The 23,668-nt window shown below is 69.7% G+C and carries 18 protein-coding genes and 2 pseudogenes; 13 read left to right on the plus strand and 7 right to left on the minus strand.

Features of this window, described 5'->3' with window-relative positions; translation table 11 throughout:
• Positions 1–4: 4 nt before the first annotated feature.
• Both ABZ863_RS24525 and metG read right to left on the minus strand, forming a co-directional pair.
• Entirely contained in the window at positions 5–832 is an 828-nt protein-coding gene (locus tag ABZ863_RS24525; RefSeq protein ID WP_358539745.1) for a TatD family hydrolase, read from the minus strand.
• A complete protein-coding gene (gene metG, locus ABZ863_RS24530; RefSeq protein ID WP_358539748.1) occupies positions 822–2,615 on the minus strand; it encodes a methionine--tRNA ligase in 1,794 nt (597 codons plus the stop codon). The genes ABZ863_RS24525 and metG overlap by 11 nt, the downstream gene beginning before the upstream one ends.
• Before the next feature lie 60 nt (positions 2,616–2,675).
• Between metG and ABZ863_RS24535 the strand changes: the two are divergent.
• The 5 genes and pseudogenes from ABZ863_RS24535 to ABZ863_RS24555 all read left to right on the plus strand — a co-directional run.
• Positions 2,676–2,813: pseudogene (locus ABZ863_RS24535) on the plus strand (PadR family transcriptional regulator); the annotation flags it as partial.
• 215 nt (positions 2,814–3,028) lie between these two features.
• Positions 3,029–4,231 carry a hypothetical protein gene (locus tag ABZ863_RS24540; protein ID WP_358539751.1) on the plus strand — a complete coding sequence of 401 codons (1,203 nt, stop codon included), beginning with the start codon at positions 3,029–3,031 and terminating at the stop codon, positions 4,229–4,231.
• Positions 4,228–4,383 carry a hypothetical protein gene (locus ABZ863_RS24545; RefSeq protein WP_358539753.1) on the plus strand — a complete coding sequence of 52 codons (156 nt, stop codon included), beginning with the start codon at positions 4,228–4,230 and terminating at the stop codon, positions 4,381–4,383. Before ABZ863_RS24540 ends, ABZ863_RS24545 begins: the two co-directional genes overlap by 4 nt.
• A 242-nt stretch (positions 4,384–4,625) precedes the next feature.
• Positions 4,626–5,042: pseudogene (locus tag ABZ863_RS24550) on the plus strand (ABC transporter permease); the annotation flags it as partial.
• Between the two features lie 100 nt (positions 5,043–5,142).
• Positions 5,143–5,724, plus strand: a complete 582-nt coding sequence (locus tag ABZ863_RS24555; protein WP_358539756.1) for a GH25 family lysozyme — start codon at positions 5,143–5,145, stop codon at positions 5,722–5,724.
• Here ABZ863_RS24555 and ABZ863_RS24560 read toward each other — a convergent pair.
• Entirely contained in the window at positions 5,699–6,706 is a 1,008-nt protein-coding gene (locus ABZ863_RS24560) for a DUF4185 domain-containing protein (RefSeq protein ID WP_358539759.1), read from the minus strand. The genes ABZ863_RS24555 and ABZ863_RS24560 overlap by 26 nt on opposite strands.
• Positions 6,707–6,739: 33 nt before the next feature.
• Between ABZ863_RS24560 and ABZ863_RS24565 the strand changes: the two genes are divergently transcribed.
• Positions 6,740–8,029: an aminodeoxychorismate synthase component I gene (locus ABZ863_RS24565; protein WP_358539762.1), complete on the plus strand. Its 1,290-nt coding sequence runs from the start codon at positions 6,740–6,742 to the stop codon at positions 8,027–8,029.
• On the opposite strand, the gene rsmI is transcribed toward ABZ863_RS24565, so the two are convergent.
• On the minus strand, positions 8,026–8,859 hold the full coding sequence (gene rsmI / locus ABZ863_RS24570; protein ID WP_358539765.1) for a 16S rRNA (cytidine(1402)-2'-O)-methyltransferase: 834 nt from the start codon (positions 8,857–8,859) through the stop codon (positions 8,026–8,028). The genes ABZ863_RS24565 and rsmI overlap by 4 nt on opposite strands.
• Positions 8,860–8,922: 63 nt before the next feature.
• Here rsmI and ABZ863_RS24575 point away from each other — a divergent pair, with 63 nt between their 5' ends.
• Entirely contained in the window at positions 8,923–10,494 is a 1,572-nt protein-coding gene (locus tag ABZ863_RS24575; protein ID WP_358539768.1) for a phospholipid carrier-dependent glycosyltransferase, read from the plus strand.
• 229 nt (positions 10,495–10,723) lie between these two features.
• On the opposite strand, the gene ABZ863_RS24580 is transcribed toward ABZ863_RS24575, so the two are convergent.
• On the minus strand, positions 10,724–11,989 hold the full coding sequence (locus ABZ863_RS24580) for an IS110 family transposase (protein ID WP_358539770.1): 1,266 nt from the start codon (positions 11,987–11,989) through the stop codon (positions 10,724–10,726).
• Positions 11,990–12,257: 268 nt separating this feature from the next.
• Positions 12,258–13,976 (minus strand): serine/threonine-protein kinase, encoded by a 1,719-nt coding sequence (locus ABZ863_RS24585; protein WP_358539773.1) that lies wholly within the window; start codon positions 13,974–13,976, stop codon positions 12,258–12,260.
• A 159-nt stretch (positions 13,977–14,135) separates the two neighbouring features.
• On the opposite strand from ABZ863_RS24585, the gene ABZ863_RS24590 reads away from it, so the two are divergent.
• The 3 genes from ABZ863_RS24590 (at position 14,136) to ABZ863_RS24600 (ending at position 17,447) form a co-directional block, all read left to right on the plus strand.
• Positions 14,136–16,013, plus strand: coding sequence for a propionyl-CoA synthetase (locus tag ABZ863_RS24590; protein ID WP_358539776.1), 1,878 nt, complete (start codon positions 14,136–14,138; stop codon positions 16,011–16,013).
• Positions 16,014–16,098: 85 nt separating this feature from the next.
• A complete protein-coding gene (locus ABZ863_RS24595; protein WP_358539779.1) occupies positions 16,099–16,911 on the plus strand; it encodes an SGNH/GDSL hydrolase family protein in 813 nt (270 codons plus the stop codon).
• A complete protein-coding gene (locus ABZ863_RS24600) occupies positions 16,884–17,447 on the plus strand; it encodes a TetR/AcrR family transcriptional regulator (RefSeq protein WP_358539782.1) in 564 nt (187 codons plus the stop codon). Before ABZ863_RS24595 ends, ABZ863_RS24600 begins: the two co-directional genes overlap by 28 nt.
• Here ABZ863_RS24600 and ABZ863_RS24605 read toward each other — a convergent pair.
• Entirely contained in the window at positions 17,435–18,868 is a 1,434-nt protein-coding gene (locus tag ABZ863_RS24605) for an aminotransferase class V-fold PLP-dependent enzyme (protein WP_358539836.1), read from the minus strand. The two genes, ABZ863_RS24600 and ABZ863_RS24605, sit on opposite strands and share 13 nt — an antisense overlap.
• A gap of 49 nt (positions 18,869–18,917) precedes the next feature.
• On the opposite strand from ABZ863_RS24605, the gene ABZ863_RS24610 reads away from it, so the two are divergent.
• From ABZ863_RS24610 to ABZ863_RS24620, 3 genes are read left to right on the plus strand one after another with little or no spacing between them, the layout of a single operon-like run.
• Positions 18,918–19,946 carry a tryptophan--tRNA ligase gene (locus tag ABZ863_RS24610; protein WP_358539785.1) on the plus strand — a complete coding sequence of 343 codons (1,029 nt, stop codon included), beginning with the start codon at positions 18,918–18,920 and terminating at the stop codon, positions 19,944–19,946.
• Positions 19,947–19,958: 12 nt separating this feature from the next.
• Entirely contained in the window at positions 19,959–21,824 is a 1,866-nt protein-coding gene (locus ABZ863_RS24615) for a serine/threonine-protein kinase (protein ID WP_358539788.1), read from the plus strand.
• Positions 21,821–23,662, plus strand: a complete 1,842-nt coding sequence (locus tag ABZ863_RS24620) for a serine/threonine-protein kinase (RefSeq protein WP_358539791.1) — start codon at positions 21,821–21,823, stop codon at positions 23,660–23,662. The genes ABZ863_RS24615 and ABZ863_RS24620 overlap by 4 nt, the downstream gene beginning before the upstream one ends.
• Positions 23,663–23,668: the final 6 nt, after the last annotated feature.

Consider the following 23,668-nt stretch of genomic DNA (forward strand, 5'->3'; position numbering starts at 1 on the left):
CCGTTCAACTCGAAGTAACAGGCTGCAGTCGAAACACCCGTTCCGCAGTGGTACGGACAGCGTTCGCCACGTCCTCGACGGACTCCCCGCGAAGCTCGGCGAGCCCGCGCACCGTGTACGCGGCGCAGTAGGGCTCGTTCGGCCTGCCGCGGAACGGATGCGGGGTGAGGAACGGCGCATCGGTCTCCACGAGGTACTGATCCGCCGGGACCAGCCGCGCGGCGTCGTGCAGGCCCGTCGCCTTGCGGAAGGTGACGGTGCCCGCGAAGGACAGCACGTACCCAGCGTCGGCGCAGTGGCGTGCCAGTTCGCCGTCCCCGGAGAAGCAGTGGAACACCACGGTCTCCGGCGCGCCCTCCTCGTCCAGGATCCGCAGCACGTCCTCATGGGCCTCGCGGTCGTGGATCATCAGCGGTTTGCCGAGCCGCTTCGCGAGGTCGATGTGCCAGCGGAACGCGGCCTGCTGCGCCTCTGCCGGTGAGTAGTCCCAGTAGTAGTCCAGGCCGGTCTCGCCGATCGCTACCACCCGCTCCCCGCGGGCGAGCTGCTCCACTTCGGACTTCTCCGTATCGCCGAAGTCCTTGGTGCGCGTGGGATGCACAGCGACCGCGGCGTACACGCGATCGTCCCATGTGGAAGCCTGCGCGGCCCAGCGTGCGGCGGCGAGGTCGTCGGCGACGGTCACCACACGCGCGATGCCGGCCGACTCGGCCCGGTCGAGCAGCTCGGCGACGTCGGCTGCCGTCACGGCGCCGCAGGCGTCCAGGTGCGTGTGCGAGTCGATCGCCGGTGCCGGAAGCGGGTCCGGCACCGGCGGATGTTCACGGCTCAATGGGGGCCCATTCTGGGCCTGTCTCACCGAGCTTGGGGTCGAGCTTGGCGAACAGCGGGGTCGGCTTGGCCAGCGGGCGGCCCACCTCGATCGGCACGGATTCCCAGCGCGCCTGCTCGGTGGTGTAGTCGCCGGTCAGGATCGGGTTGGTGCGGCCGGGGATGTCGAGGTCCTCGACCTCCTGCAGCTCGGGCTGCGCCGCCCAGATCCCGCTGCCGCCGAGTGCCTCGTGCACCTTCTGCGCCGAATGCGGCAGGAACGGGGTCAGCAGCGTGTTGGCATCCGACACCACCTGCAGCGCCGTGTGCAGCACGGCGTCACGCCGCTCGGTGTCGTCCTTGAGCTTCCAGGGCTCCTGGTCGGACAGGTAGCGGTTCGCGGCCGAGACCACGCGCATGGCCTCGCCTGCGGCCTGCTTGAACCGGGACCGCTGCAGGTGCGCACCGACGGTCTCGAATGCCTTGCGCGACAGCGCCTTCAGCTCCTCGTCGGCCTGCGCGGGCCGGGCCGGGGCCGGGATGGCGCCGTTGTTCTTGTGCGCCATCGAGATCGACCTGTTGACCAGGTTGCCCCACTCGTTGGCGAGTTCGAAGTTGGTGCGGCGGACGAACTCCTCCCAGGTGAAGTCGGTGTCCTGTGTCTCGGGACCGGCGACCGCGATGAAGTAGCGCAGCGTGTCGGGGCCGAACTCGCGGAGGAAGTCGTTGACGTAGATCACGGTGCCGCGCGAGGTGGAGAACTTGGAGCCGCTCATGGTGAGGAACTCGCTGGAGACGATCTCGTCCGGCAGGTTCAGCCTCCCGTACGGCCCGACCTCGCCGCCCTTGTCGCCCGCGCCGTTGTGGCCGAGCAGCAGGGCAGGCCAGATCTGAGCGTGGAAGGTGATGTTGTCCTTGCCCATGAAGTAGTAACCACGGGCGTCGGGGTTGTTCCACCACTCCTGCCAGGCGTCCGGGTTGCCGCTGCGGCGGGCCCATTCGACGCTGGCCGAGAAGTACCCGATGACCGCGTCGAACCAGACGTAGAACCGCTTCATCGGCTGGTCCCGCCAGCCGTCCAGCGGGATCTTCACGCCCCAGTCGAGGTCACGGGTGATGGGCCGGGGCCGCATGTCGTCGAGCAGGTTCCTGGTGAAGTTGACGACGTTGGGCCGCCAGTCGGTCTTCGTGGACAGCCACTTGCCGAGCGTCTCGGTGAACGCGGGCAGGTCGAGGAACAGGTGCTCGGTCTCGACGAACTTCGGCGTCTCACCGTTGACCCGCGAGCGCGGGTTGATCAGCTCTGCGGCATCGAGCTGGTTGCCGCAGTTGTCGCACTGGTCGCCGCGCGCGCCGTCGTAACCGCAGATCGGGCAGGTGCCCTCGATGTAGCGGTCGGGCAGCGTCCGCCCGGTGGACGGGCTGACGGCGCCGGTCGTGGTCTTGGGTACCACGTAGCCGTTGCGGTACAGGGCGAGGAAGATCTGCTGGGTGACCTCGGCGTGGTTGCCGGTGCTGGTGCGGGTGAACAGGTCGTAGGTGAGCCCGAGGCCGCGCAGGTCCTCGCCGATCTGGCGGGTGTACTTGTCGGCGGTCTCCTGCGGGGTCAGCCCCTCCTTGTCGGCCTGTACCAGGATCGGCGTGCCGTGTTCGTCGGTCCCCGAGACCATGAGCACCCGGTTGCCGGCCATTCGCTGGTAGCGCGAGAACACATCCGACGGGACGCCGAAACCGGAGACGTGGCCGATGTGGCGGGGACCGTTGGCGTAGGGCCAGGCCACCGCTGTCAACACAGGGGTGCTCATGCCTGTTTAGCCTACGGATGGCGTCTCGTGCATTGTTAGCTGGGAAGGTTAAGGAGGGCCTTGTCCGCGACCCGGTTGCTGGTGCTCGGGGTCGTGCGCATGTATGGCAGCGCGCACGGCTACCAGGTGCGACAGGAGCTGTTGTCGTGGTCGGCCAACCGCTGGGCCCGGGTCCAGCCCGGTTCGATTCATCACGCACAGCCGCGTGGCACTGCTGCTGGGCAAGGTGCTCAACAGCGGACCGGCTGCAAGCCCGGGCGAACGCGGCGCTCGGAGCCAACCCTGACCGACAGCTCAGCGGCTAACGAACCCGCAGGTCGGCCATGTCCGCCTGACATTTCCTGGTTACTACGTGTTTCACGCGCATGACCATGCGCAGTCCTGTTCCAGCCTCTCCGTTCCCACGAGAACGGGTGGTGGTGAACAACCCGGTCGACCAGCCTCGTGACCACTTCCGCAGGATCTACGCCGTGGCCGATCGCGTTGAGGAGACTGGCCGTGGTGCTGTTCAAGGTTCCGTACAGCACCACGGGCTCCGCGTCCTCCTTTGGGAGCTGGCATGGCGCGCCAAGGCGCTCTCCGAGCTGGCCAACCTCGCTGTGCACAAAACCGCCCCGACGACGCCCGAGAACGCCCTCGTCCTCGCCGAGCGGCTCACCCCCGTCGCCAAGGCCGTCACACACACCCGCCACGCCCGCGCTCTCGGCCTCGCCAGCCCGCACCGCGAAGCCGACTGCCTCACCGCCACCAACCGCGCTCAAAACGCCTTCACCCGCGCAGACGGGGACGAGCCCGACTGGATCAGCTACTACAGCCAGGCCCACCTCGACCGAGACATCGGCCGCGCCCATCTCCACCTTGCCCTGGGCAGCGGCGACCACACCGCCGCCCAAACCCGGGAATCCAACGCCGAGCAGCCGATTCTCAATGAAGTTCGGTGGCTGCAGGAACGACTGGGTGCTACTGACTGGCGAGGCTCTGATCGCTACGGTGCCACGGTGGCCGAGGACGACGTGAAGCCGATGCGGGTGGGCGTCTACGTGGACGCGTTCAACGTCTACTACGATGCCCGCTCGCATTGCGGCCGAGGCACCGCGGGATGGCGCTGGCTCGACCTCGCGGGCCTGGCGATGTCGCTGATCAACCCCCGTGTGTGGCCCGGGGCCACCCTGGAACGGCTGGTCTACTGCACTGCCCCGCGCGACCGCGAGGGCGATTCCACCTCACGGCAGGACCAGCAGGTCTATGTCGAGGCCCTGCACCAGCACACCCCGCAGCTCGAAGTGGTCAACGGCAAATACGCGCCGCGCACCAAGACCGGTGTGCTGGTGGCGAAGGCCCGCAATGGCCGCCCGGTGCGGCGTGTGGGCTCGCCCGGCGCGGCACAGATGCCCTCGTGGCTGCCCGCCGAGGAGATCACCGGCCCGCAAGGACACCAGGAGCTGCTGGTCACGGTGAGCACGTTCGAGGAGAAAGGCTCCGACGTCAACGTGGCCAGCCACCTGCTCATCGAGTGCTCTCCGGACGCGTCGACGCGGCGATGGTGCTGTCGAACGACTCGGATCTGCACTTCCCGCTCCGGCACGCCCGCGAACACGTCCCCGTGGCCACGGTGAACCCGAGCACCAACCCCACCGCCCACGACCTGCGCGGATCACCGGACACGGGCGCCGGCCGGCACTGGTGGCGCAAACTCCGCCCCTACGACTTCTACGACCACCAACTGCCCGAACCAGTCGGGCCGTGCTGCAAGCCGGACGGTTGGTAAAAGCCCGCGGCGTCCATGTATGATGGGCGTATACCACCCGGTTCTCGCAGCTACTGCGGGGCCGGGTCTTTTTTTGTCGTACCGAACGCGGCCGCTACTCCGTTGGCCGCTGCGAGCGGCTCAGCTGGCGTCGGCCTGTCTGCGGCCGAGCACCGACAACGCGGCCGCGACGTCGCAGACCGGGGCGCCAGTGACCCGGTCGGATAAGTACGGCGCAGCTGCACGCTCGGAGCAGATTTGCGGTCCTGCCGTCTGTGGTGCTGGCGTTCCTCGTGTTCGATCTGAACGCGCCACTCAGCGGAATCGTGCTGAGCCTGCTGATCGTCGGCCTCACCTCGATCACGCTGGCGTCGGCCTCGTACGCGCTCGCGCTGACGATCAAGAACGAGCAGGCATTCCCCGCGCTGCTCAACGCCGTGCTGATGCCACTACTGCTGCTCTCCGGGATCCTGCCGCCGATCACGACGGGCCTCGCGCCGGACTGGCTCTACACGATCTCGCGCATCAACCCGTTCACGCACATCGTGGATGCGGAACGAGCCAGCTTCCGCGGTGACATCACGATGGACGCGCTGTTCACCGGCTGCGTGGTACTCATGGTGATGTGCGCGCTCGCCGTGTTCTGGGGCGCCCGCACGTTCCGGCGGGAGAACGCCTGAGGCAGGGCGAGACACGCCCGTACAGTGAGGGCCACCCGACCGGCGGACAACGCACGTAGGGTGGCCCTCACCGCATATGTCGAGGTCAATGGGGGCGGTAGTGACGGAGCAGAGCGCCGAGCACGGGATCGATCTATCTCTGCACGAGACCGTCGACGACTGGCCCGCGGTCAAGGAGCATGCGTTCTCCTTCGCCTCGATCACCATCACCGAGAGTCTCAACTGGACCGACGACGCGGCAGCCCGCCAGCTGCGGGACGCCCTCGCGGCGGGAATCAGCGCCGGTATCCGGCACTACGCCCGCCCTGGCGCCGTGCAGGAGCAGGCGCGGCACGTGGTGCGCACGGGCATGCCGCTCGGCGCCTTCGCCCCCGGTGCGCTGGCACCCGCACTGGACGTCGGCGCGGACGGCGTGGATGACCGGTTCATCAGGTCGTGGATCAAGGCGGTGCGGCAGGCCGCCGGTATCCGGCGGGTACTCGTCTACGCGCCCTACGAGGACTGGCTGCACCGGTTCCGGCCGGACAAGTGGGCCGACCGCGAGGTGGTGTTGTGGCTGGTGCGGCACAACGGCATTCCCGGCAGGCCGGGCTGGTTCCACACCAGGCTGGGGCTGCACCAGCACGGGGCCGGCGTCGACGCGCTCGTCTACCCGTTCACGCTGGCGGATGTGCTGCTGTAGTGGTCAGCCTGCTGCGGGTGAGAAAGACGTTGTACGGACCCCACTGCGAGACCAGGTAGTAGAGGTCTGGACCCATCAGCGACCACGGGTGCAGGAAACCGCCGTACACCGCCGGATACTCCTTTCCGGACACCACGACCTCGCCGTGGGTCCACGGCCCGGTGAGCTCGGGCGCGCTGCGCAACACGATCCCCTGCCTGCTCTCGTCGAGGTGCATCATCAGCCAGCATCCGAAATGGACGTTGTAGCCGACCGACATCTCACCGACGGGGCCTGCGAACACCGGCGTGGCCGAGCGCTCGCGGCGCGTCCAACCGGTGCCGTCGAAGTACTCGTAGGCGCCGGTGTCGAGAAGCGAGGACGGCAGCACGCGCGCGAGGTAGGCGTCGTCCCGCCTGCCGTTGGTGGTGCCGAACAGGTAGACGTGCTCACCGGAGCGCGCGAACGCGCCGATCTGGAAACGGCTGTCCCCACGCCAGCGGTTGGGCCAGCGCGCCGAGCGCGGCTTGCGCCATGTACGCCCGCCGTCCGCCGACACGGCGATGCCCGCGTAGCTGGTGCGCCAGGTCCCTGGCGTCCCCCAGGACCGCACCGACATGTAGTGCACGTACTGCCTGCCCTCGACGGCGATGCCGCCGTTGGGAATCACCGTCACCTCGCGGCCACGACCGGACGGGATGACCTGACCCGCACCGCCGCCGGGTCGCTCCACCACGCCGTCGAGGGTGAGTCCGGAGCCGAGCTCGCGGGCGGTGGAGTAGGCGAGCGCGTTGCGGCGCCAGTCCGCGGTACCCGGCCCCGCGCCGTGCCCGCCCCAGCCCTCGCCGTAGGTGTCGCCGAACAGTACGAACACCCTGCCGTCGTCGCCGTCCCAGAGGATCCCGAGATCGGTGGCCACGATGCCGAACCGCTCGTCGGTCCTGTTGGCCGAGCCCGCGCCGGTCACCTGGCCAATCCGTGTCGTCTCACGCACCCGAATCATCGGCTCGACGGTAACGGCAGCGACAATGTCGGCATGCGCGTGACACGGACGGCGTTGCGGGCGGACATCACCGCTGAGCAGGCACTCCTGCTCCTCGAGCAGCGCGCCCGCACCCTCGGCACGCCGGGGCCCGCCGCGCTGTCCGGTGACTGGTTCGGCTCACGGGCCGTGCTGGCGCCCAGCGTCGAGCCCGCCCCGGTCCACGGCGCCGAGGCGGCGTTCGCCGTGCCGGCCGGGCAGCCCACGGTCCGGGACGCCCCGGCGGGGGCCGTCGGCGGTGGCTGGTTCGGTTACCTGTCCTATGACCTCACCGATCCGTCCGGGCGCCACACGCCGTTGCCCCCGGCTGTCTGGGGGTGGGCCGATCACGTACTGCGGCTGGATCGGGACGGGCGGTGGTGGTTCGAGGCGCTCGTGCCCGATGGTGAGCCGGACCCGGTCGCGCTGGCGGCGGAGCTCGGTGACCTGCTGACGCGGGAGCCGCCCCGCCCCACCTGGCAGCGCAGCACACTCGACCGGCCGCTGCCCGCCGAGCACCACGCGGCCGTCAAGGCATGTGTGCACGCCATCGAGGCGGGCGAGCTCTTCCAAGCCAACATCTGCACGCGCTTCACGGGACGTTTCGCGGGGGATGCGCCCGCGTTGTTCGCCGAGGGGACACGCCGCTTGCGGCCTGCGCGCGGTGCCTACCTCGCGGGGTCATGGGGCGCGGTCGTGTCGATGTCACCGGAGCTGTTCCTGGCCCGCTCCGGCAGGCGAGTGCAGTCGACCCCGATCAAGGGCACCCGCCCGCGTCGCGGCGCCCGCGACGACCACCAGGCCCGGCTGCTGCGGGAATCGGTGAAGGACGTCGCCGAGAACGTCATGATCACCGATCTCGTCCGCAACGATCTCGGCCGTGTGTGCGAGATCGGCAGCGTGCGTGTGCCCGAACTGCTCGCCGTGCGTGCCGCGCCAGGAGTCTGGCACCTCGACTCGACGGTCGAGGGTGTGCTCGCGGACCACTGCGACGATGCCGACCTGTTGCGCGCGGCGTTCCCGCCGGGTTCGGTCACCGGCGCTCCCAAGATCCGCGCGCTCACCGAGATCGCCGACCTGGAACACACACCACGCGGCGTCTACACGGGGGCGATCGGGCTGGCCTCCCCCGTTGCCGGGCTGGAGCTGAACGTCGCGATCCGCACGTTCGAGATCCACCGCGGCAGCGTGGCGGTGGGTGTCGGCGGCGGTATCACCGCCGACTCCGACCCGGCAGCCGAGTGGGAGGAATGCCTGCACAAGGTCGCGCCCCTGGAGCAGCTCCTCGCCTCGCCGCCGAGCTAGCCGGTCGTGTCGCGGGCGGCGAGCACCGCGTCGTAGAGCTCCTTCTTCGACACCCCGGCGGCTACCGCCACCTCGGCGGCCGCGGCCTTCAGCCGTTCCCCAGCACCGACCCGCCTGGTCACCTCGGCCACCAGGTCGGCAACGCTCGCCTGCACGGGTGCCGCCCCGGCGAGCACAACGGTGATCTCACCACGCACCCCGTCGGCAGCCCACGCCGCCAGCTCGGCGAGCGTGCCGCGGCGCACCTCCTCGTAGGTCTTGGTCAGCTCGCGGCACACAGCGGCCCGGCGCTGGTCGCCGAGCACCTCCGCGGCCTCGGCGAGCGTCGCGGCCAGCCGGTGCGGCGACTCGAAGAACACGGTGGTCCGCGGCTCGGTGACCAGCGCCGCGAGCCAGCGCCCTCGCTCACCGGTCTTGCGCGGCACGAAGCCCTCGAAGCAGAACCGGTCGGGGGCGAGGCCGGACAGCGCGAGCGCCGTCGTCACCGCGGACGGGCCGGGCACGCACGTCACCGGCAGCTCCTCCGCCGCGCACGCCGCGACCAGGCGATACCCGGGATCGGACACGCTGGGCATGCCCGCATCCGTCACCAGCAGCACGGTCTGCCCCGCCCGCAACGCGTCGAGCAGCTTCGGCAGCCGCGCGGTCTCGACGTCCTCGTAGAAGCTGACGACCCGGCCACGCGGGGCGACACCGAGCGCGGCGGCCAGCGAACGCAGCCGCCGGGTGTCCTCGGCGGCGATGACCTCGGCGTCGGCGAGGGCCTGCACCAGGCGCGGCGAGGCGTCACGGGAGTCGCCGAGTGGGGTCCCGGCCAGTACAAGAGGCACGCCCCGAGGCTAGCCGGGTGGCGCGACGGCGGGGTGACCGAGACGGTCGTAGGATCGGGCCTCGTGACCGCACTCCTCACCCGCACGCTGGGCGGCGTGGGCCCCGGAACGGGGCGGGCGCGGCGGCCACCGAGCGATCGCGAGGCGACCCTGCTGGGTACTCCCATGCCTGGTGACCGGATGCGCGCGCTCGTCGTCACGATCGTGCTCACCGCCATCGGCGCACTCGTGCGCTTCCAGAACCTCGGATCCCCCACCGACAAGGGCACCCCGGTCTTCGACGAGAAGCACTACGTACCGCAGGCGTGGCAGATGCTGCGCAACGGCGGCGCCGAGGACAACTACGGCTACGAGCTGGTGGTGCACCCGCCGCTGGCCAAGCAGCTCATGGCGGTCGGCGAGTGGCTGTTCGGGTACAACGGCTGGGGCTGGCGGTTCAGCGCCGCGCTCGCCGGCGCGCTGATCGTGCTGCTGACGATCCGCATCGCGCGGCGGCTGACGCGCTCGACGCTGCTCGGCGGGATCGCCGGCATTCTGGTGATCTGCGACGGTGTCCTGCATCTGCAGTCGCGGATGGGGATGCTGGACATTTTCAGCGCGCTCTTCGTGCTCGCCGCGTTCGGCTGTTTGCTGGTGGATCGCGATCAGGTGCGGCAGCGGCTCGCGGTCGCGGTGCGCGAGGGCTGGGTCGGCGAGTCGCCGTACGGTCCCCGGCTCGGCTTCCGCTGGTGGCGTTTCGGTACCGGGATCTTCCTTGGGCTGGCCACGGGCGTGAAGTGGAACGGCCTGTACTGGGTGGTGGCGTTCGGGCTGTTGTGCGTGGCGTTCGACGTGGCCGCGCGCAAGGCCGCCGGTGTGCCCCGGCCGTGGCTGGGTGTGCTGCGCCGGGATCTCGCGCCGGCACTGTGGGGCATCGGCGTGGTGTCGGTACTCGTCTACATCAGTACGTGGTGGGCCTGGTTCGCCAGCGAGACCGCCACCGACCGGCACTACGTGGAGACCCACGACATCGCGGGCGGCGCCTACGGCTTCGTTCCCGAGGCGCTGCGTTCACTCCTGACCTACACGTTCAACGTGCTCTCCTTCCACGAGGGCCTGGCCACCCCCTCCGGGAACCCGCATCCGTGGGAGTCCAAGCCGTGGACCTGGCCGATGGGCCTGCGGCCGATGCTCTACTACTACGAGTCGGGCGCCGCGGCGACCGGCTGCGGGGAGACCGAGTGTGTGCGGGCGACCATGCTCATCGGCACACCTGCGCTGTGGTGGCTGGCGCTGCCGATGCTGGGCTGGGGCCTGTGGCGCTGGTTGTTCCGCGCGGACTGGCGCTACGCCGCCGTGCTGATCGGCTACCTGGCCGGCCTGCTGCCGTGGTTCCTCAACCTCGACCGGCAGATGTACTACTTCTACGCCACCCCCATGGCACCGTTCCTGGTTCTCGGTCTCACCCTCGCGCTGGGCCAGCTGCTCGGCACGGCGAGACAGGGCTTCGAACGACGCGGCACCGGGTTACTTTTGGTGGCCCTGTACGTGGGTCTGGTGGTGGCGAACTTCGTCTGGCTGTGGCCGATCCTCAACGGCGACCCGATCACGAACGCCCGGTGGCAGGCCGAGCTCTGGCTACCGTCCTGGCGTTGAGACCGGTGTGTTTCCCCCGTCCAGGGCCATCCCTGCGATGGCGAGCGCCGCGGGCAGGCCAAGGCGGTGTTGCTCGACATCGGCCTGCCCGTACGAGCACAGTTCGGAACAGCGTCGTGACGTTGGTTAGCTCCCCCAAGGCCACCTGATTCGAAAATGTGGTGGTGGGTGGGTAGGTCACGGTGGCCCGGTGGGCTGCCGTGGCCTGCTTGGTTGGGTGGGGTGTTTGTTAGGCGGCGGGTTGTAGTGTGACTTTCCGCCCGGTGAGTGTCTCGAGTTGGTGGAGTAGGTGACGTTGGCGGCGTGTGGTGTTGATCCGGCTGGCGTAGAAGCCTTCGCCGAGATCGTGGTAGCGGGCGTCGGGATCGGATAGTAGGTGCCAGATGATGGTCAGCACGGAGTTGCCCACGGCCACTATGGCGCGTTTGGTGCCGCGGCGTTTGGCGATGCGGCGGTAGCGTTCGCCCAGGAAGGTGTGTGTGCGGGACAGGCCGGTCACGATCTCGCCGAGGGTGGCGGCCAGCCAGGGGTTGCCTTTGCCGGTGGTGCCGGCCTTGCCCTTGCCGGCGGAGGTGTGGTCGATCGGGGCGAACTTCGCCCAGGACACCAGGTGCGCGGCGGTGGGGAAGCGGCCTATGTCGACCCCGATCTCAGCGATCAGTTCTCGGGCGGCGATCGTGTTGGTCGCGGGAAGCTCATCCAGTTGCATCACCTGACGGGCGAAAGGGGCGATCATCGCCTCGATCCGCTGGTCGAGGACGGTGATATCGGCGGCCAGGGTGTCGATGCGGTCCAGCATGCGGCGGGCGAGGAAGGCGTGGTGATCATCGAAATAGCCGGTCAACGCCTCGACCAACACATCAATCTTGGGGCGCATCCGGCCGCGGGCCTTCTCCGCCAGCACGCGGGGATCGCGGACTCCGGCGATCAGCGCGTCGAGCATGTCCCGGCCGGAGACCCCGAGGATGTCGCTGACCACGCTGGACAGCTTGATCTGCGCGTCCTCCAGCACCTTCTCCAACCGCTGCTTTTCCCGCGTCTGGTCACGGACCAGGCTGCGCCGGTAGCGGGTCATATCCCGCAGGTGTCGCACCGGTGGGGGGTGCACCAGGCTCGGCGAGCACATGCCCCGCTCGACCACCTTGGCCAGCCACATCGCATCCAGCCGGTCGGTCTTGGCCCGTCCCGGCGCGTGCTTGACGTGCTTGGCATTGAGCAGCCAACACGTGAATCCCTCGGCTTCCAGCAGGTAGTACACCGGCTTCCAGTAATCGCTGGTGGCCTCCATCCCCACCACCTGCACCCGCGCGCAGCGCAGCCAATCGGCCAGTTCCACCAACGCGGGCGTCAGCGTCAGATACTCCCGGACTTCCTGCAACCGCGCCCCAGGCCTGTCCGGATGCGGCACCCGCACACACGCCATCAACGACGCCTTACCGATGTCTAACGCCACGACCCGCTCAAACAGCAAGCTCGGCTCATCCACCACATCCACCGCACCCTCCTTCCACGATGATCAACAACGGGATGGCCGCCCAGGAGAGCCAGGGCAACGAAACCGAACCGGATTCACGTGCTCGAAGCAACACCGCAGGACCCCTCTGACGGCTCCCAACGATCAGACTTGGTTACGGCCTCGACCGCACCAAGGGTGCACGACGTCAACAAGGCGACCACACCCCAATTTTCACCCCCGCACGGACGGCACACAGCCAAAGACGACTTGGTTGCATTGAACGCAACCAAGGTGGCCTTGGGGAGCGTCACTGCACGCGGGGCACAACCCTCGTCACCGGGCCGTCCGACGAGGTGCCGACGCGGGCGAGCCAGCCCTCGACCTCGCGGTGGACGGCGTTCAGCGTCGGACGGTTCCGCGGCTGCGGGTCCAGTGCCGCCTGCAGCAACCGAGCGTGCACGCTCTGCCGAGGCAGCTTGCTCGGCGGCTCCGCCCGCGCAGCGGCCATGAGCGCCGCCATCGGCGTCTCGCGGGTACCGCGTGGCGGGTAGCCGGACAGCGCGAAGCTGACGGTCGCGGCGAGCTGCCAGGCATCCGATGCCGGGCTCGCCTGCGCACCGGCGGCCGTCTCCGGCGCCACGTAGTCCGGCGTGCCGATCATCATGCCGGTCGCGGTCAGCTTCGAGTCGCCCTTGCTCCTGGCGATGCCGAAGTCGATCAGGTGCGGCAGGCCCTCGGGGTCCACGATGACGTTGGACGGCTTCATGTCGCGGTGCAGCACACCCCGGTCATGCGCTGCCGACAGGGCGCCGGCCAACGTCGCCCACAGCCTGCCCGCGGAGACGTCGTCGAGGGGACCGCTGCCGTCCACGGCGTCGGCGAGCGACTGGCCGTGCAGGTACTCCATCACCAGCGCGAGCCCGTCGTGCTCCTCCACCAGGTCGTAGACCCGAACGCAGTTCGGGTGGTTCAGCATCGCGAGCGCCCTGGCCTCGCGCTGCATGCGCTCCTCGGTGTCCTGGTCCGGCGCGTGCGCGATCTTGAGCGCGACCGTGCGGCCGAGCTGAGTGTCCTGGGCCTCCCACACGGTGCCGAAACCCCCGTGACCGAGCCTGCGGATGCGGCGGAACCGGCCACTGCCGGCCTCGCTCGAGCCCGGCGGCGCCGGAATGGGGCCGGGCGCAGCTGCCAGCGCCCCCGCGGCCTCCTGCGCGGGCGCCACCGACGTCGGCGGGTACTGCTTGGCCGGTGGCGGCACCGGCTTCGGCTCCTGCGCAGGCGGGACGTACGGCGGCGGCTGCTGCGGTTGCTGCTGGGGGCGCTGCGGCGGCCGGTCGGAGTTCTGGATCACCGACCAGCTGGGCGGCCCGACGATCGCGACCGGGATGATCCCGAGCACCGCCGCCGGGAGGAAGCCGAGCCACAGGTGCACTGCCGCGTTGGCGCCGACACCCGCGCTCAGCAGAACGAACGCCACGAACGGAACCCACAGGAACCGGCCGGGCCACTTCGGCCCGCGGCGCAGTGCCACCCTGCCGAGCAACATGACGGCCAGCAGCGCGAGGATCGGCAGACCGACGAGGGCACCCAGGTAGTAGCCGTAGGCGAGCACGTTGTCCGACGGGTAGAACAGCGTCTCGTACATGTTCTGCCCGCCGCCGAGGTAGGTGCTCTGCACGCCGACGAAGCAGTACTCCCTGCCGAGCGTGGCCAGCTCCCCGCCGGACAGGCCCCCGCTGCCACCCGCGAATACCTGCCGGAACACGCTGGAAACGCCGCTGAACAGCAGCCACGGCAGGAGGAACACGCACAGTACGCCCACCAAGCCGATCGTGATCAGTGCCGGCCCGTGGTAGCGGTTGCCTGTGAACTTGCGCACGATCGCGACGAGCACTGCGCCCGCCACCGGGAACAGCGCGATCAACGCCCCGGCCATGCTCGTCGCCCACACCCAGTCCCCCGGGCAGAAACCCGGTTGGAACAGCCTGTGCGCTAGCGAAAGCAACGCGCTAGCGATCGATTCCACCCCTCGCTCCTTCGTCGCGTCCGCACGTCATCCGCACCAGAGTATGTCTGGTGCTCCCAGTAGGGGACGCACACGGTGGCGGCCAGGTTCGCCTGGTGCCCTCCCCCTCGAGCGTTCTACCGTCGCAGAGCAGGGACTCGATGACGAGGAGGCAGCACAATGGGCGCGTATGCCGAGACGTACCGACGCAGCCTTGACGACCCCGAGCGGTTCTGGCTCGACGCCGCCGACGCCATCGACTGGACCCGCAAACCCACCAGGGCACTCGACGCCGCGAACGCACCGCTGTACCGCTGGTTTCCGGACGGCGAGCTCAACACCGCCTACAACGCGCTCGACCGGCACGTCGAGCAGGGCAGGGGCGAGCAACCGGCGCTGATCTGGGACTCCCCCGTCACCGGGGCACAGCGCACCTACAGCTACTCCGAACTACGCGACGAGGTCGCCCGCTTCGCGGGTGCGCTCCGTTCGCTGGGCGTCGGCCACGGCGACCGGGTGATCGTCTACCTGCCGATGGTGCCCGAGGCGGTGATCGCCATGCTCGGCTGCGCCCGCATCGGTGCCGTGCACTCGGTGGTCTTCGGCGGGTTCGCCCCGAAGGAGCTCGCGGCACGCATCGAGGACGCCAAGCCCAAGGTCATCGTGGCCGCCTCGTGCGGAATCGAGCCGACCAGGATCGTCGAGTACAAGCCGATCATCGAGCAGGCCCTGCAGGCCACCGAACACCAGCCGAGCCACGTCGTCGTGCTGCAGCGTGAGGCGGCCCGCGCCGAACTGGGCGAGCGCGACATCGACTGGAACGAGCTCGTCACCGGTGCCGTACCCGCCGAGCCGGTACCGGTCACCGCGACCGATCCGCTCTACATCCTCTACACCTCGGGCACCACCGGTAAGCCCAAGGGCATCGTCCGCGACACCGGCGGCCACGCGGTGGCGCTGGCCTGGTCGATGCGGGCCGTCTACGACATCCAGCCCGGCGACGTGTGGTGGACCGCCTCCGACGTCGGCTGGGTCGTCGGGCACTCCTACATCGTGTACGCGCCGCTGCTGATCGGCGCGACGACGATCCTCTACGAGGGCAAACCGGTCGGCACGCCGGACGCGGGCGCGTTCTGGCGGGTCATCGACGAGCACGGCGCGAAGGCGCTGTTCACGGCACCGACGGCGCTGCGGGCCATCAAGCGCGTCGACCCGCATGGCCGGGAGATCGCCCAGTACGGGCTGGCGAAGTTCAGCACCCTGTTCCTGGCAGGCGAACGGCTCGATCCCGAGACCTACCACTGGGCGCACGACAAACTGGACGTCCCCGTGGTCGATCACTGGTGGCAGACCGAGACCGGCTGGCCGATCGCGGCCAACCCGCGCGGCATCGAGCTCCTGCCCATCAAGCCCGGCTCGCCGACCAAGCCCGTGCCCGGCTGGGACGTGCGCATCCTCGGGCAGTCCGGTGAGGAGCTGCCCGCCGGGCAGGAGGGTGCCATCGCAATAAGGCTGCCGCTGCCGCCCGGTGCGCTGCCGACGCTGTGGGGCGACGACCAGCGTTACATCGATGCCTACCTCTCCCGCTACGAGGGCTACTACCTCACCGGCGACGGCGGCTACGTGGACGAGGACGGGTACCTGTTCGTCATGGGCCGCACCGACGACGTCATCAACGTCGCCGGGCACCGGCTGTCCACCGGCTCGATGGAAGCGGTACTCGCCGCACATCCCGCCGTCGCCGAATGCGCCGTCATCGGCGTACACGACACGGTCAAGGGGCAACTACCGCGCGGGCTCGTCGTGCTGAAGTCCGGTGTGGACATCGAACCGGAACAGCTGCGCGCCGAACTGGTGGCGGCAGTGCGCGCCGAGATCGGTCCGGTCGCGGCGTTCCGCGATGTCTCCGTCGTGGAAGCGCTACCCAAGACCCGCTCGGGAAAGATCCTGCGCAAGACCATGCGCGGCATCGCCGACGGGCGGGAGGAGCCGGTGCCCTCGACGATCGAGGACCCGAACGTGCTCACCGCGCTACGCCCCGTTCTGCGGCCTGAATAGCCCCGCGGTTCTCGATGTAGACACCGTCTACTGCCGTTTGATAGAACAGTGTCTCCGAGTTGAACAGCAGGTGTCGGAGAGTTGAATGAGCTACCAACGCTTCGTCGCGCTCGGTGACAGCTGCACCGAAGGCATCGACGACCCCTACCCGGGCCGCCAGCACTACCGAGGCTGGGCCGACCTGGTCGCTACCCGGTTCGCACAGGACGAACCGGAATTCCGCTACGCCAACCTCGGTGTGCGCGGGCGACGGCTCGACCAGATCGTCGTCGAGCAGATCCCCATGGCGATCGACCTGCGCCCGGACATCGTGGCGCTCTTCGGCGGTGGCAACGATCTGATGATGACCAGGTCGTTCAGCTCCGAGGTGGTGACGCGCCGGGTCAGGGCCGCCGCGCGCCTGCTCGCCGACACTGCGCCGACCGTCGTGCTGTTCACGCTGAGCGACGTCTCGAGCCGCATGCCCGTCGCCCGGCGGATGCGTGCGCGGATCGAGGCACTCAATGACGCGATCCGCGACGCGGCAAGCACTTTCGGCGCCGTGCTGGTCGACCTGTGGCCCGACGAGGCCGCGCAGGACCTGCGCTACTTCGGGCCCGACCGGCTGCACCTCGGCGAGCTCGGCCACCGCCGGGTCGCCGCACACATGCTGCGAACGCTCGACGTGCCGTTCGACCTGAGCTGGCTCGCGCCGCTGCCTGGTGAGCCCGTCGACCCCGGCCTGCTCGCGCACGCGCAGTGGATGTGGAACGCGGTGCTTCCCTCCGCCCGCACGCGGGTCATGAACGTCCTCACCGGCCGTTCCGCTGGAGACGGCTTCCTGCCCAAACGCCCGGACCTGCTGCCGGTGCTCAGCGACGAGCGAGAAGCGTGGTCACCGATCCCAGGCAACGTCTGATCGCCAGCGCGACGGCGCTGCTCGCCGACGAGGGTGTGGAAGCCGTGACGCTGCGGCGGATCGCCCGCGAAGCCGGCGTCTCGCACGGCGCGCCGCTGCGGCATTTCACCGGCCGTAGCGACCTGCTGTCCGCGGTCGCCACCGCCGGCTTCGCCGAGCTGCGCAGGCAGAGCGAGGAGGTGCCGGCCGTGACCCCGCACGAACGCCTGCTCGGGACCTGCCGCTCCTACATGGACTTCGCGCTCGGCAACCCGGCGATGTTCGAGCTGATGTTCCGGCACGACCTCATCGACGCCGACTCGCCGGAACTGTCCGGCACCAACAGCGCGCTCCTCGACCACTTCAGCCGGCTCATCGGCGACGCGCAAGCCGCAGGCTGGCGGACGGGAGCCGACCCGCGTGTGCTCGCCGCATCGCTGTGGGCCGCCCTGCACGGGCTCGCCGAACTGTGGCTGCGTGGCGGACTCGGCAAGGCCCTGCGCAGCGACGAGGTGGACGCCGCGCTCGACGTGACGCTGCAGACCTACCTCGGGTGAGTCGTTGCTACGTCGACCTCGGCACGGATCGCTTCCCACGCATCGTGGACGTGGCGCCGTTCCGTGCCCGGTGCGCCGATGGCCATGCGCAGCAACACGTTCTCGCCCACCTTGGTGTGACTGAGATACAGCGCGCCGGAGGCGTTGAGCCGTTCGAGCAGCGCCAGTGTCGCCGTATTTGCGTCCTCAGTGGACAGATCCGGCCACACAGGACGGAAGCACACCAGCCCGAACGGATGGTCAGCACGCACCTCGAACCGCCGGTCGGCAGCGGCAAGACCAGCGAACTCGCCGGCGAGCGCGACATCTTTGCGGATGTGTTCCCGCAGCCCCTCTGCGCCGTACCAGCGGATCACCGACCACAGCTTGAGCGCACGGAACCGGCGGCCGAGCGGGATCTGCCAGTCCCGGTAGTCGATCACCTCTCCCGATGCCGACGCCGCGTTTCGCAGGTACTCGGGCAGGATCGACAGCGCCTCGATCAGCGGCGTGCGATCGGCGAGCCACAGAACGGAACAGTCGAAGTTCGTGAGTAGCCACTTGTGCGGGTTGGTGACGTAGGAGTCGGCGTACTCGGCGACACCGTCGTTGATCCAGCGCAGCTCGGGGCAGATCGCCGACACGCCCGCGTACGCGGCGTCCACATGCAACCAGACACCGTACGCGCGGCACACCTCACCGATCCGTGCGACCGGATCGATCGCCGTGGTCGAGGTGGTGCCGATCGTCGCGCACACCATTGCCGGCACGGCACCGGCCTCGACATCGGCAGCCATGAGGTCGGCCAGCTCCACCGGATCCATTGCGAGCGTGCGCGAATCGACGCCGACCGCTCGCACCTGGTGCGTACCGAGGCCGGCAATGCGCGCCGCTTTCTCCAGCGATGAATGGGTCTCCGCCGACACGTACACCGTGCACCGCCGTGCCGGGTCACCACCGGCGTGGCGCAGCGCCGCCAGTAGCGCGACCAGGCTCGCACTCGACGCCGTGTCCTGGATGACCCCGCCGCCGACCGAATCGGTGCGGAATCGCTCGGGCAGGCCGAGCAGTTCGGCAAGCCAGTCCACGACGAGCGACTCCAGCTCGGTGCACGCCGGGCTGGTCGCCCAGACCATGCCCTGCGCCCCCAGCCCCGAGGAGAGCAGGTCGCCGAGGATGGCCGGGCCGCTGGCGTTGGCCGGGAAGTAGGCGAAGAAGCTCGGGTGCTGCCAGTGTGTGATACCGGGCAGCAGAACCCGGTCGAGGTCGGCGAGCACGTTCTCGAATGGTTCACCGTGCTCCGGCGGATGCGCGGGCAGCGCGTCCCTGACCTCACCAGGCCGCACGGGAGAGCGCACCGGCCGCGATTCGAGAGTGGCGAGGTAGTCGGCAATCCAGTCCACGACCTGCCTGCCGTGCTTGCGGAACTCCTCCGCGCTCATGTGCCCGCCCATCCCGGGAGCGTATCCCTTGGTCAGTAGGATGGGGGCCATGTCACAGCCCGTAGCCAAGGTCTCCTTGACCGGCATCAAGCCGACCGGAGAGCCGCATCTCGGCAACCTGATCGGGGCGATCCGGCCGGCGCTGCAGCTGGCTGAGCGGTACGAGTCGGTGTACTTCATCGCCGACTACCACGCGCTCACCACGGTGCGCGATCCAGAACTCCTCCGGCACTACACGCGCTCGGTGGCGGCGACCTGGCTGGCCGCGGGACTCGACCCCGAACGGACGACTCTCTATGTGCAGTCCGACATTCCGGAGATCTTCGAGCTCAGCTGGGTGCTCTCCTGTGTCACGGGCAAGGGGCTGATGAACCGGGCGCATGCCTACAAGGCCGCGCGGGACCGCAACATCGAAAGCGGTGAGGACCCCGACGCCGGGGTCAACATGGGCCTGTACAACTACCCGATCCTGATGGCGGTCGACATCCTGATCATGGAGTCCGATGTCGTGCCGGTCGGCAAGGACCAGGTGCAGCACGTCGAGTACGCCGCCGACATCGCGGGCAGCTTCAACCACCTGTACGGCAAGTCGTACTCGTTCAAGATCCCGCAGGCGATCATTCCGGAGGCCGGCACCGGGCAGACGCTGCCCGGGCTCGACGGCCGGAAGATGAGCAAGTCCTACGACAACACGATTCCGCTGTTCCTACCGGAGAACCAGCTCAAGAAGCTGGTGCGGCGCATCCCGACCGACAGCACACCGGTCGAGGCGCCGAAGGACCCGGACAGCTCCGCGGTGTTCCAGATCCTGGAGCAGTTCGCTCCGCCGTCGGCGGCCGACGTGGTCGCCGACACCCGCAAGCGTCTCGAAGCGGGCGGCATGGGCTGGGGCGAGCTGAAGAACGTGCTGTTCGAGGTACTCAACACCGAACTGGCACCGATGCGCGCGAGGTACGACGCGCTCATGGCACCGGACAGCGAACTGGACGCCCTCTTGGCCGAAGGCGCCGAGAAGGCCCGCGAGCAGGCGCGCCATGTGCTGGCCTCCGTGCGTCAGGCCATCGGCATCGCCCGCTAGCCCCCAGCCGACGTGCAGCCGCTGAACCCTGGCGAGCCGCGGCAGGCCGGGCGGTACCGGCTGCTCGCCGTACTCGGCGCAGGCGGAATGGGCCGGGTGCTGCTCGCGGCCTCGCCGGACGGGCGGCTGGCCGCGGTCAAACAGATCCATCCCGGTTTCGCGCACGACCAGGGTTTCCGGGACAGGTTCCGCCGCGAGGTGGAGACGTCGCGGCGGGTGTCGGGCGCCTACACGGCCGCGGTGATGGACGCCGATCCCGATGCGGCTACGCCGTGGCTGGCCTCGCTGTACGTGGCGGGACCTTCCCTGCGCGAAGCCGTCGACGCCACAGGCCCCCTGCCGGTACCGGCACTGCGCAGCCTGGCCGCGGGGCTGGCCGTGGCACTGGCCGACATCCACCGCGCCGGGCTCGTCCACCGCGACCTCAAACCCAGCAACGTCCTGCTCGCCGCCGACGGCCCACGCGTGATCGATTTCGGCATCGCCCGCGCGCTGGAAAGCGATTCGGAGCTGACCCGCAGCGGCTCGATCATCGGCTCCCCCGCCTTCATGTCACCGGAACAGGCCGAAGGCCATGCACTCACACCGGCCAGCGACGTGTTCTCCCTCGGCGCGCTGCTGGTCATGGCCGCGACCGGAACGAGCCCGTTCACCGGTACCTCCACGCCACACACGCTCTACAACGTCGTGCACGCCCAACCGGACCTCGGCGGCCTACCGCCCGAGATCCGCGGACTCGCCGAAGCGTGCCTTGCCAAAGAACCCGCTGCCAGGCCGACCCCACAACAGCTGCTCGACCTCATCGGCCCGATCACCCCCACCCCACAACCCTGGCCACCCACCGTCCACCAGCTGATCACCACGCGGGAGGCCGCGGCGCAGGCCGCGCTCGACGAACCGGCCGAGCGCGGCCGCAACCGCTTGCGCATCGCGCTCGTCGCCCTGGCGGTGTCGGCGGTCGCCGGTGGTGCCGTGCTCGCGGGTGCGCTGGCCGGCCTGACCGACCCGCAGGCGGGGACCGCGCTACCGGCATCAACGACTGCACCCACCACTACACCGACCAGCACCGCGCCGACGGGTCCGTTGAGCCCGCAGACGCTTCGTGCGATCGACCCGTGCCGGGTGCTGGGTGGTGACCGCGAGCCGGCGATCGACGTGCACTTCTTCAGCTGCACCTATGAAACGCCGAGCAGGCAGTGGCTCGAACTGACGATCGGCGGCAACGTCGGCGCCGAGGCCGCGTCCGGGGAGCTGGAGAACCTGCCGCTCATCGTCGAGGAGTCCAGCGCGCCCGGCGTGTGCGAGGCGACCGTGCTCATCCCGGACCAACCGAACGGGGGCGTCAGCCTCCGCGTCGACCCCGGCGCAGGCAACGTCGTCGATCCGGACCCCTGCGGCACCGCCCGCACCACACTCGGCGAGGCGGTTCGTACCCTGCGAGCCGGGCAGGCGGCCGACCACGACGGTCCGCGCGGCACGCTGGCCACCGCCGACGCGTGCGCGCTGGCGGACGAGGCGGAGGTCGCCGGGACCTTCGACATGGTCACCGAGGTCCGCCCGGACGGGCTGCACGCCTGCGAGTGGGACGTCAGCGGCAGGCTGACCGTCAGCCTCGAACGCGCCGTCGCTCCGGGCAGCGGCGGGATCGCCGAGGTACCCGTCGAGCTCGGCGGCCGCACGGCCTACCGGCAGGAGTACCCCGACGCCGGCAGCCCCGGCTGCGTGCTGAGCTGGGCACACCTTCCTGCCGAGGAGACGTTCACCGAGGTGGTCCGCGTCCACTACCGCGCGACCGGCACGGGCCTGCCCGTTGCCGAGGTGTGCCGGCGGGCGGAGGACTTCGCCACGACGATCCTGCCGAGGTTGCCACAGCCGTGAAACCGTTGCAGCCAGGCGACTGGGCGCAGGCCGGGCGCTACCGCCCGCTCGCCACACTCGGCGAGGGTGGCATGGGCAGGGTGCTGCTGGCCGCCGCGCCGGACGGACGGCTGGCGGCCGTCAAGCAGATCCACCCCGGTTTCGCACACGACCCGGCGTTCCGGCAGCGCTTCGCGCACGAGGTCGCGGCCTCCCGCCGCGTATCGGGCGCCTACACCGCCGCGGTGATGGATGCCGATCCGCACGCCGAGTCGCCCTGGCTGGCCTCGGTGTACGTTGCGGGGCCTTCGCTGCGCGAAGCCGTCGACGCGACGGGCCCCCTGCCGGTGCCGGCACTGCGCTTCCTCGCCGCCGGGCTGGCCGTGGCGTTGGGGGACATCCACCGCGCCGGGCTCATCCACCGCGACCTCAAACCCAGCAACGTCCTGCTGGCCGCCGACGGTCCACGGGTGATCGACTTCGGCATCGCCAGGGCGGCGGAGGGCTCCGACCTCACCGGCACCGGAGCCGTGATCGGGTCGCCTGCGTTCATGTCGCCCGAACAAGCCGCCAGTGCGCTGCTCACCCCGGCCAGCGACGTGTTCTCGCTCGGCGCGGTGCTCCTCATGGCCGCGACCGGGCAGGGACCGTTCACAGGTACGACCGCGGCGCAGACGCTCTACAACGTCGTGCATGTCGAGCCCGACCTCAGTGCCGTACCACCGGAGATCCGCGCGATCGCCGAACCCTGCCTGGCCAAAAACCCCGCCGCCCGGCCAAGTCCACAACAACTACTCGACCTCATCGGCCCGATCACCCCCACCCCACAACCCTGGCCACCCACCGTCCACCAGCTGATCACCGCGCAGGAAGCCCAGGTCCGTACCGCACTGGCCTGGCCGGTGCCGCCACCTGCCCCGTCACCGCCACGGCGGCGCCGGTGGGCGAGGATCGCCGCAGGCGTCAGCGCGGTGGCCGTCGTCGCCACGGCCGCGTTCATCGCGGTCAACCTGGGTACGGATGAGCCGCCACCCCCGCAACCACCCGCACCGCGGGTTCAGGAACTGCCGGTGGCGGAGGCGCTGAGCGTGGACCGGTTGCGCCGCACCGATCCGTGCACCGTCCTCGCGGGAGCCCGGGTGCCGGGCCTCGGTGTGCTGACCGCGGAGGACACCCCGCTGTACCTGAACCGGTGCACCTACCAGACGGCGGACGGCGAGGAGCTCACCATGCTCCTGGGCGAGCCCGTCACGACGGGAAGCGTGCGGCGATCCGGAACCGAGGTCGCCGGGCAGCCCGTGCTGACGTCGAACGTGACCGGTGGCTGTGAGGCGAGCGTGCAGCTGCCCGGCGAGTCCCAGCTGGCGGTCACTGTGGAGGATCACCGGGCGTCAGCACAGGCATGCGACCGAGTACAGAGTGGACTGAACAGCGCTGTCGAGCGTCTGCGCGCGGGGGCGGGCGAGCGTGAGGTTCCCGGCAACAGCGCGATATCGGCAGATCCTTGTTCCTTTGTGGACGATGCAACCGCGCGGGCCATACTCGGTCCGGTCACCGATGTCACGTTGCTCCGTCTGCACCAGTGCGAGTGGACGGCAGGCGGAACTCTGACGCTGACCGTGGAGCAGAGTTTCGGAGCCTTGCCCGACGACGGCTACGAACCAGCGAGGCTCGGCGACGTGGACGGCTACGTCAGGGAAATGGGTGCCGATGCCTGCTCGGTCAACTGGACGCACCGCCAGGTCGACGGCGACCGGACGGAGAACATCCGGCTCCTCTACTCGGGAGCCGAAGGCGGCGAGGTCTGCCGGAGGGCACAGGACTTCGCCACCGCGGTGGTCGAGCACCTGGCGCGGTGAGGGTCA

Source organism: Saccharomonospora sp. NPDC046836 (assembly GCF_040645195.1).
GTDB lineage: Bacteria > Actinomycetota > Actinomycetes > Mycobacteriales > Pseudonocardiaceae > Prauserella_A.

Bases quoted from the DNA above. Each gene is read 5' to 3' on its own strand.
- ABZ863_RS24595 (WP_358539779.1), top strand. From the start codon at position 16,099: ATGAGCTACCAACGCTTCGTCGCGCTCGGTGACAGCTGCACCGAAGGC.
- ABZ863_RS24590 (WP_358539776.1), top strand. From the start codon at position 14,136: ATGGGCGCGTATGCCGAGACGTACCGACGCAGCCTTGACGACCCCGAG.
- metG (WP_358539748.1), bottom strand. From the start codon at position 2,615: ATGAGCACCCCTGTGTTGACAGCGGTGGCCTGGCCCTACGCCAACGGT.
- ABZ863_RS24565 (WP_358539762.1), top strand. From the start codon at position 6,740: ATGCGCGTGACACGGACGGCGTTGCGGGCGGACATCACCGCTGAGCAG.
- ABZ863_RS24610 (WP_358539785.1), top strand. From the start codon at position 18,918: ATGTCACAGCCCGTAGCCAAGGTCTCCTTGACCGGCATCAAGCCGACC.
- ABZ863_RS24560 (WP_358539759.1), bottom strand. From the start codon at position 6,706: ATGATTCGGGTGCGTGAGACGACACGGATTGGCCAGGTGACCGGCGCG.
- ABZ863_RS24605 (WP_358539836.1), bottom strand. From the start codon at position 18,868: ATGAGCGCGGAGGAGTTCCGCAAGCACGGCAGGCAGGTCGTGGACTGG.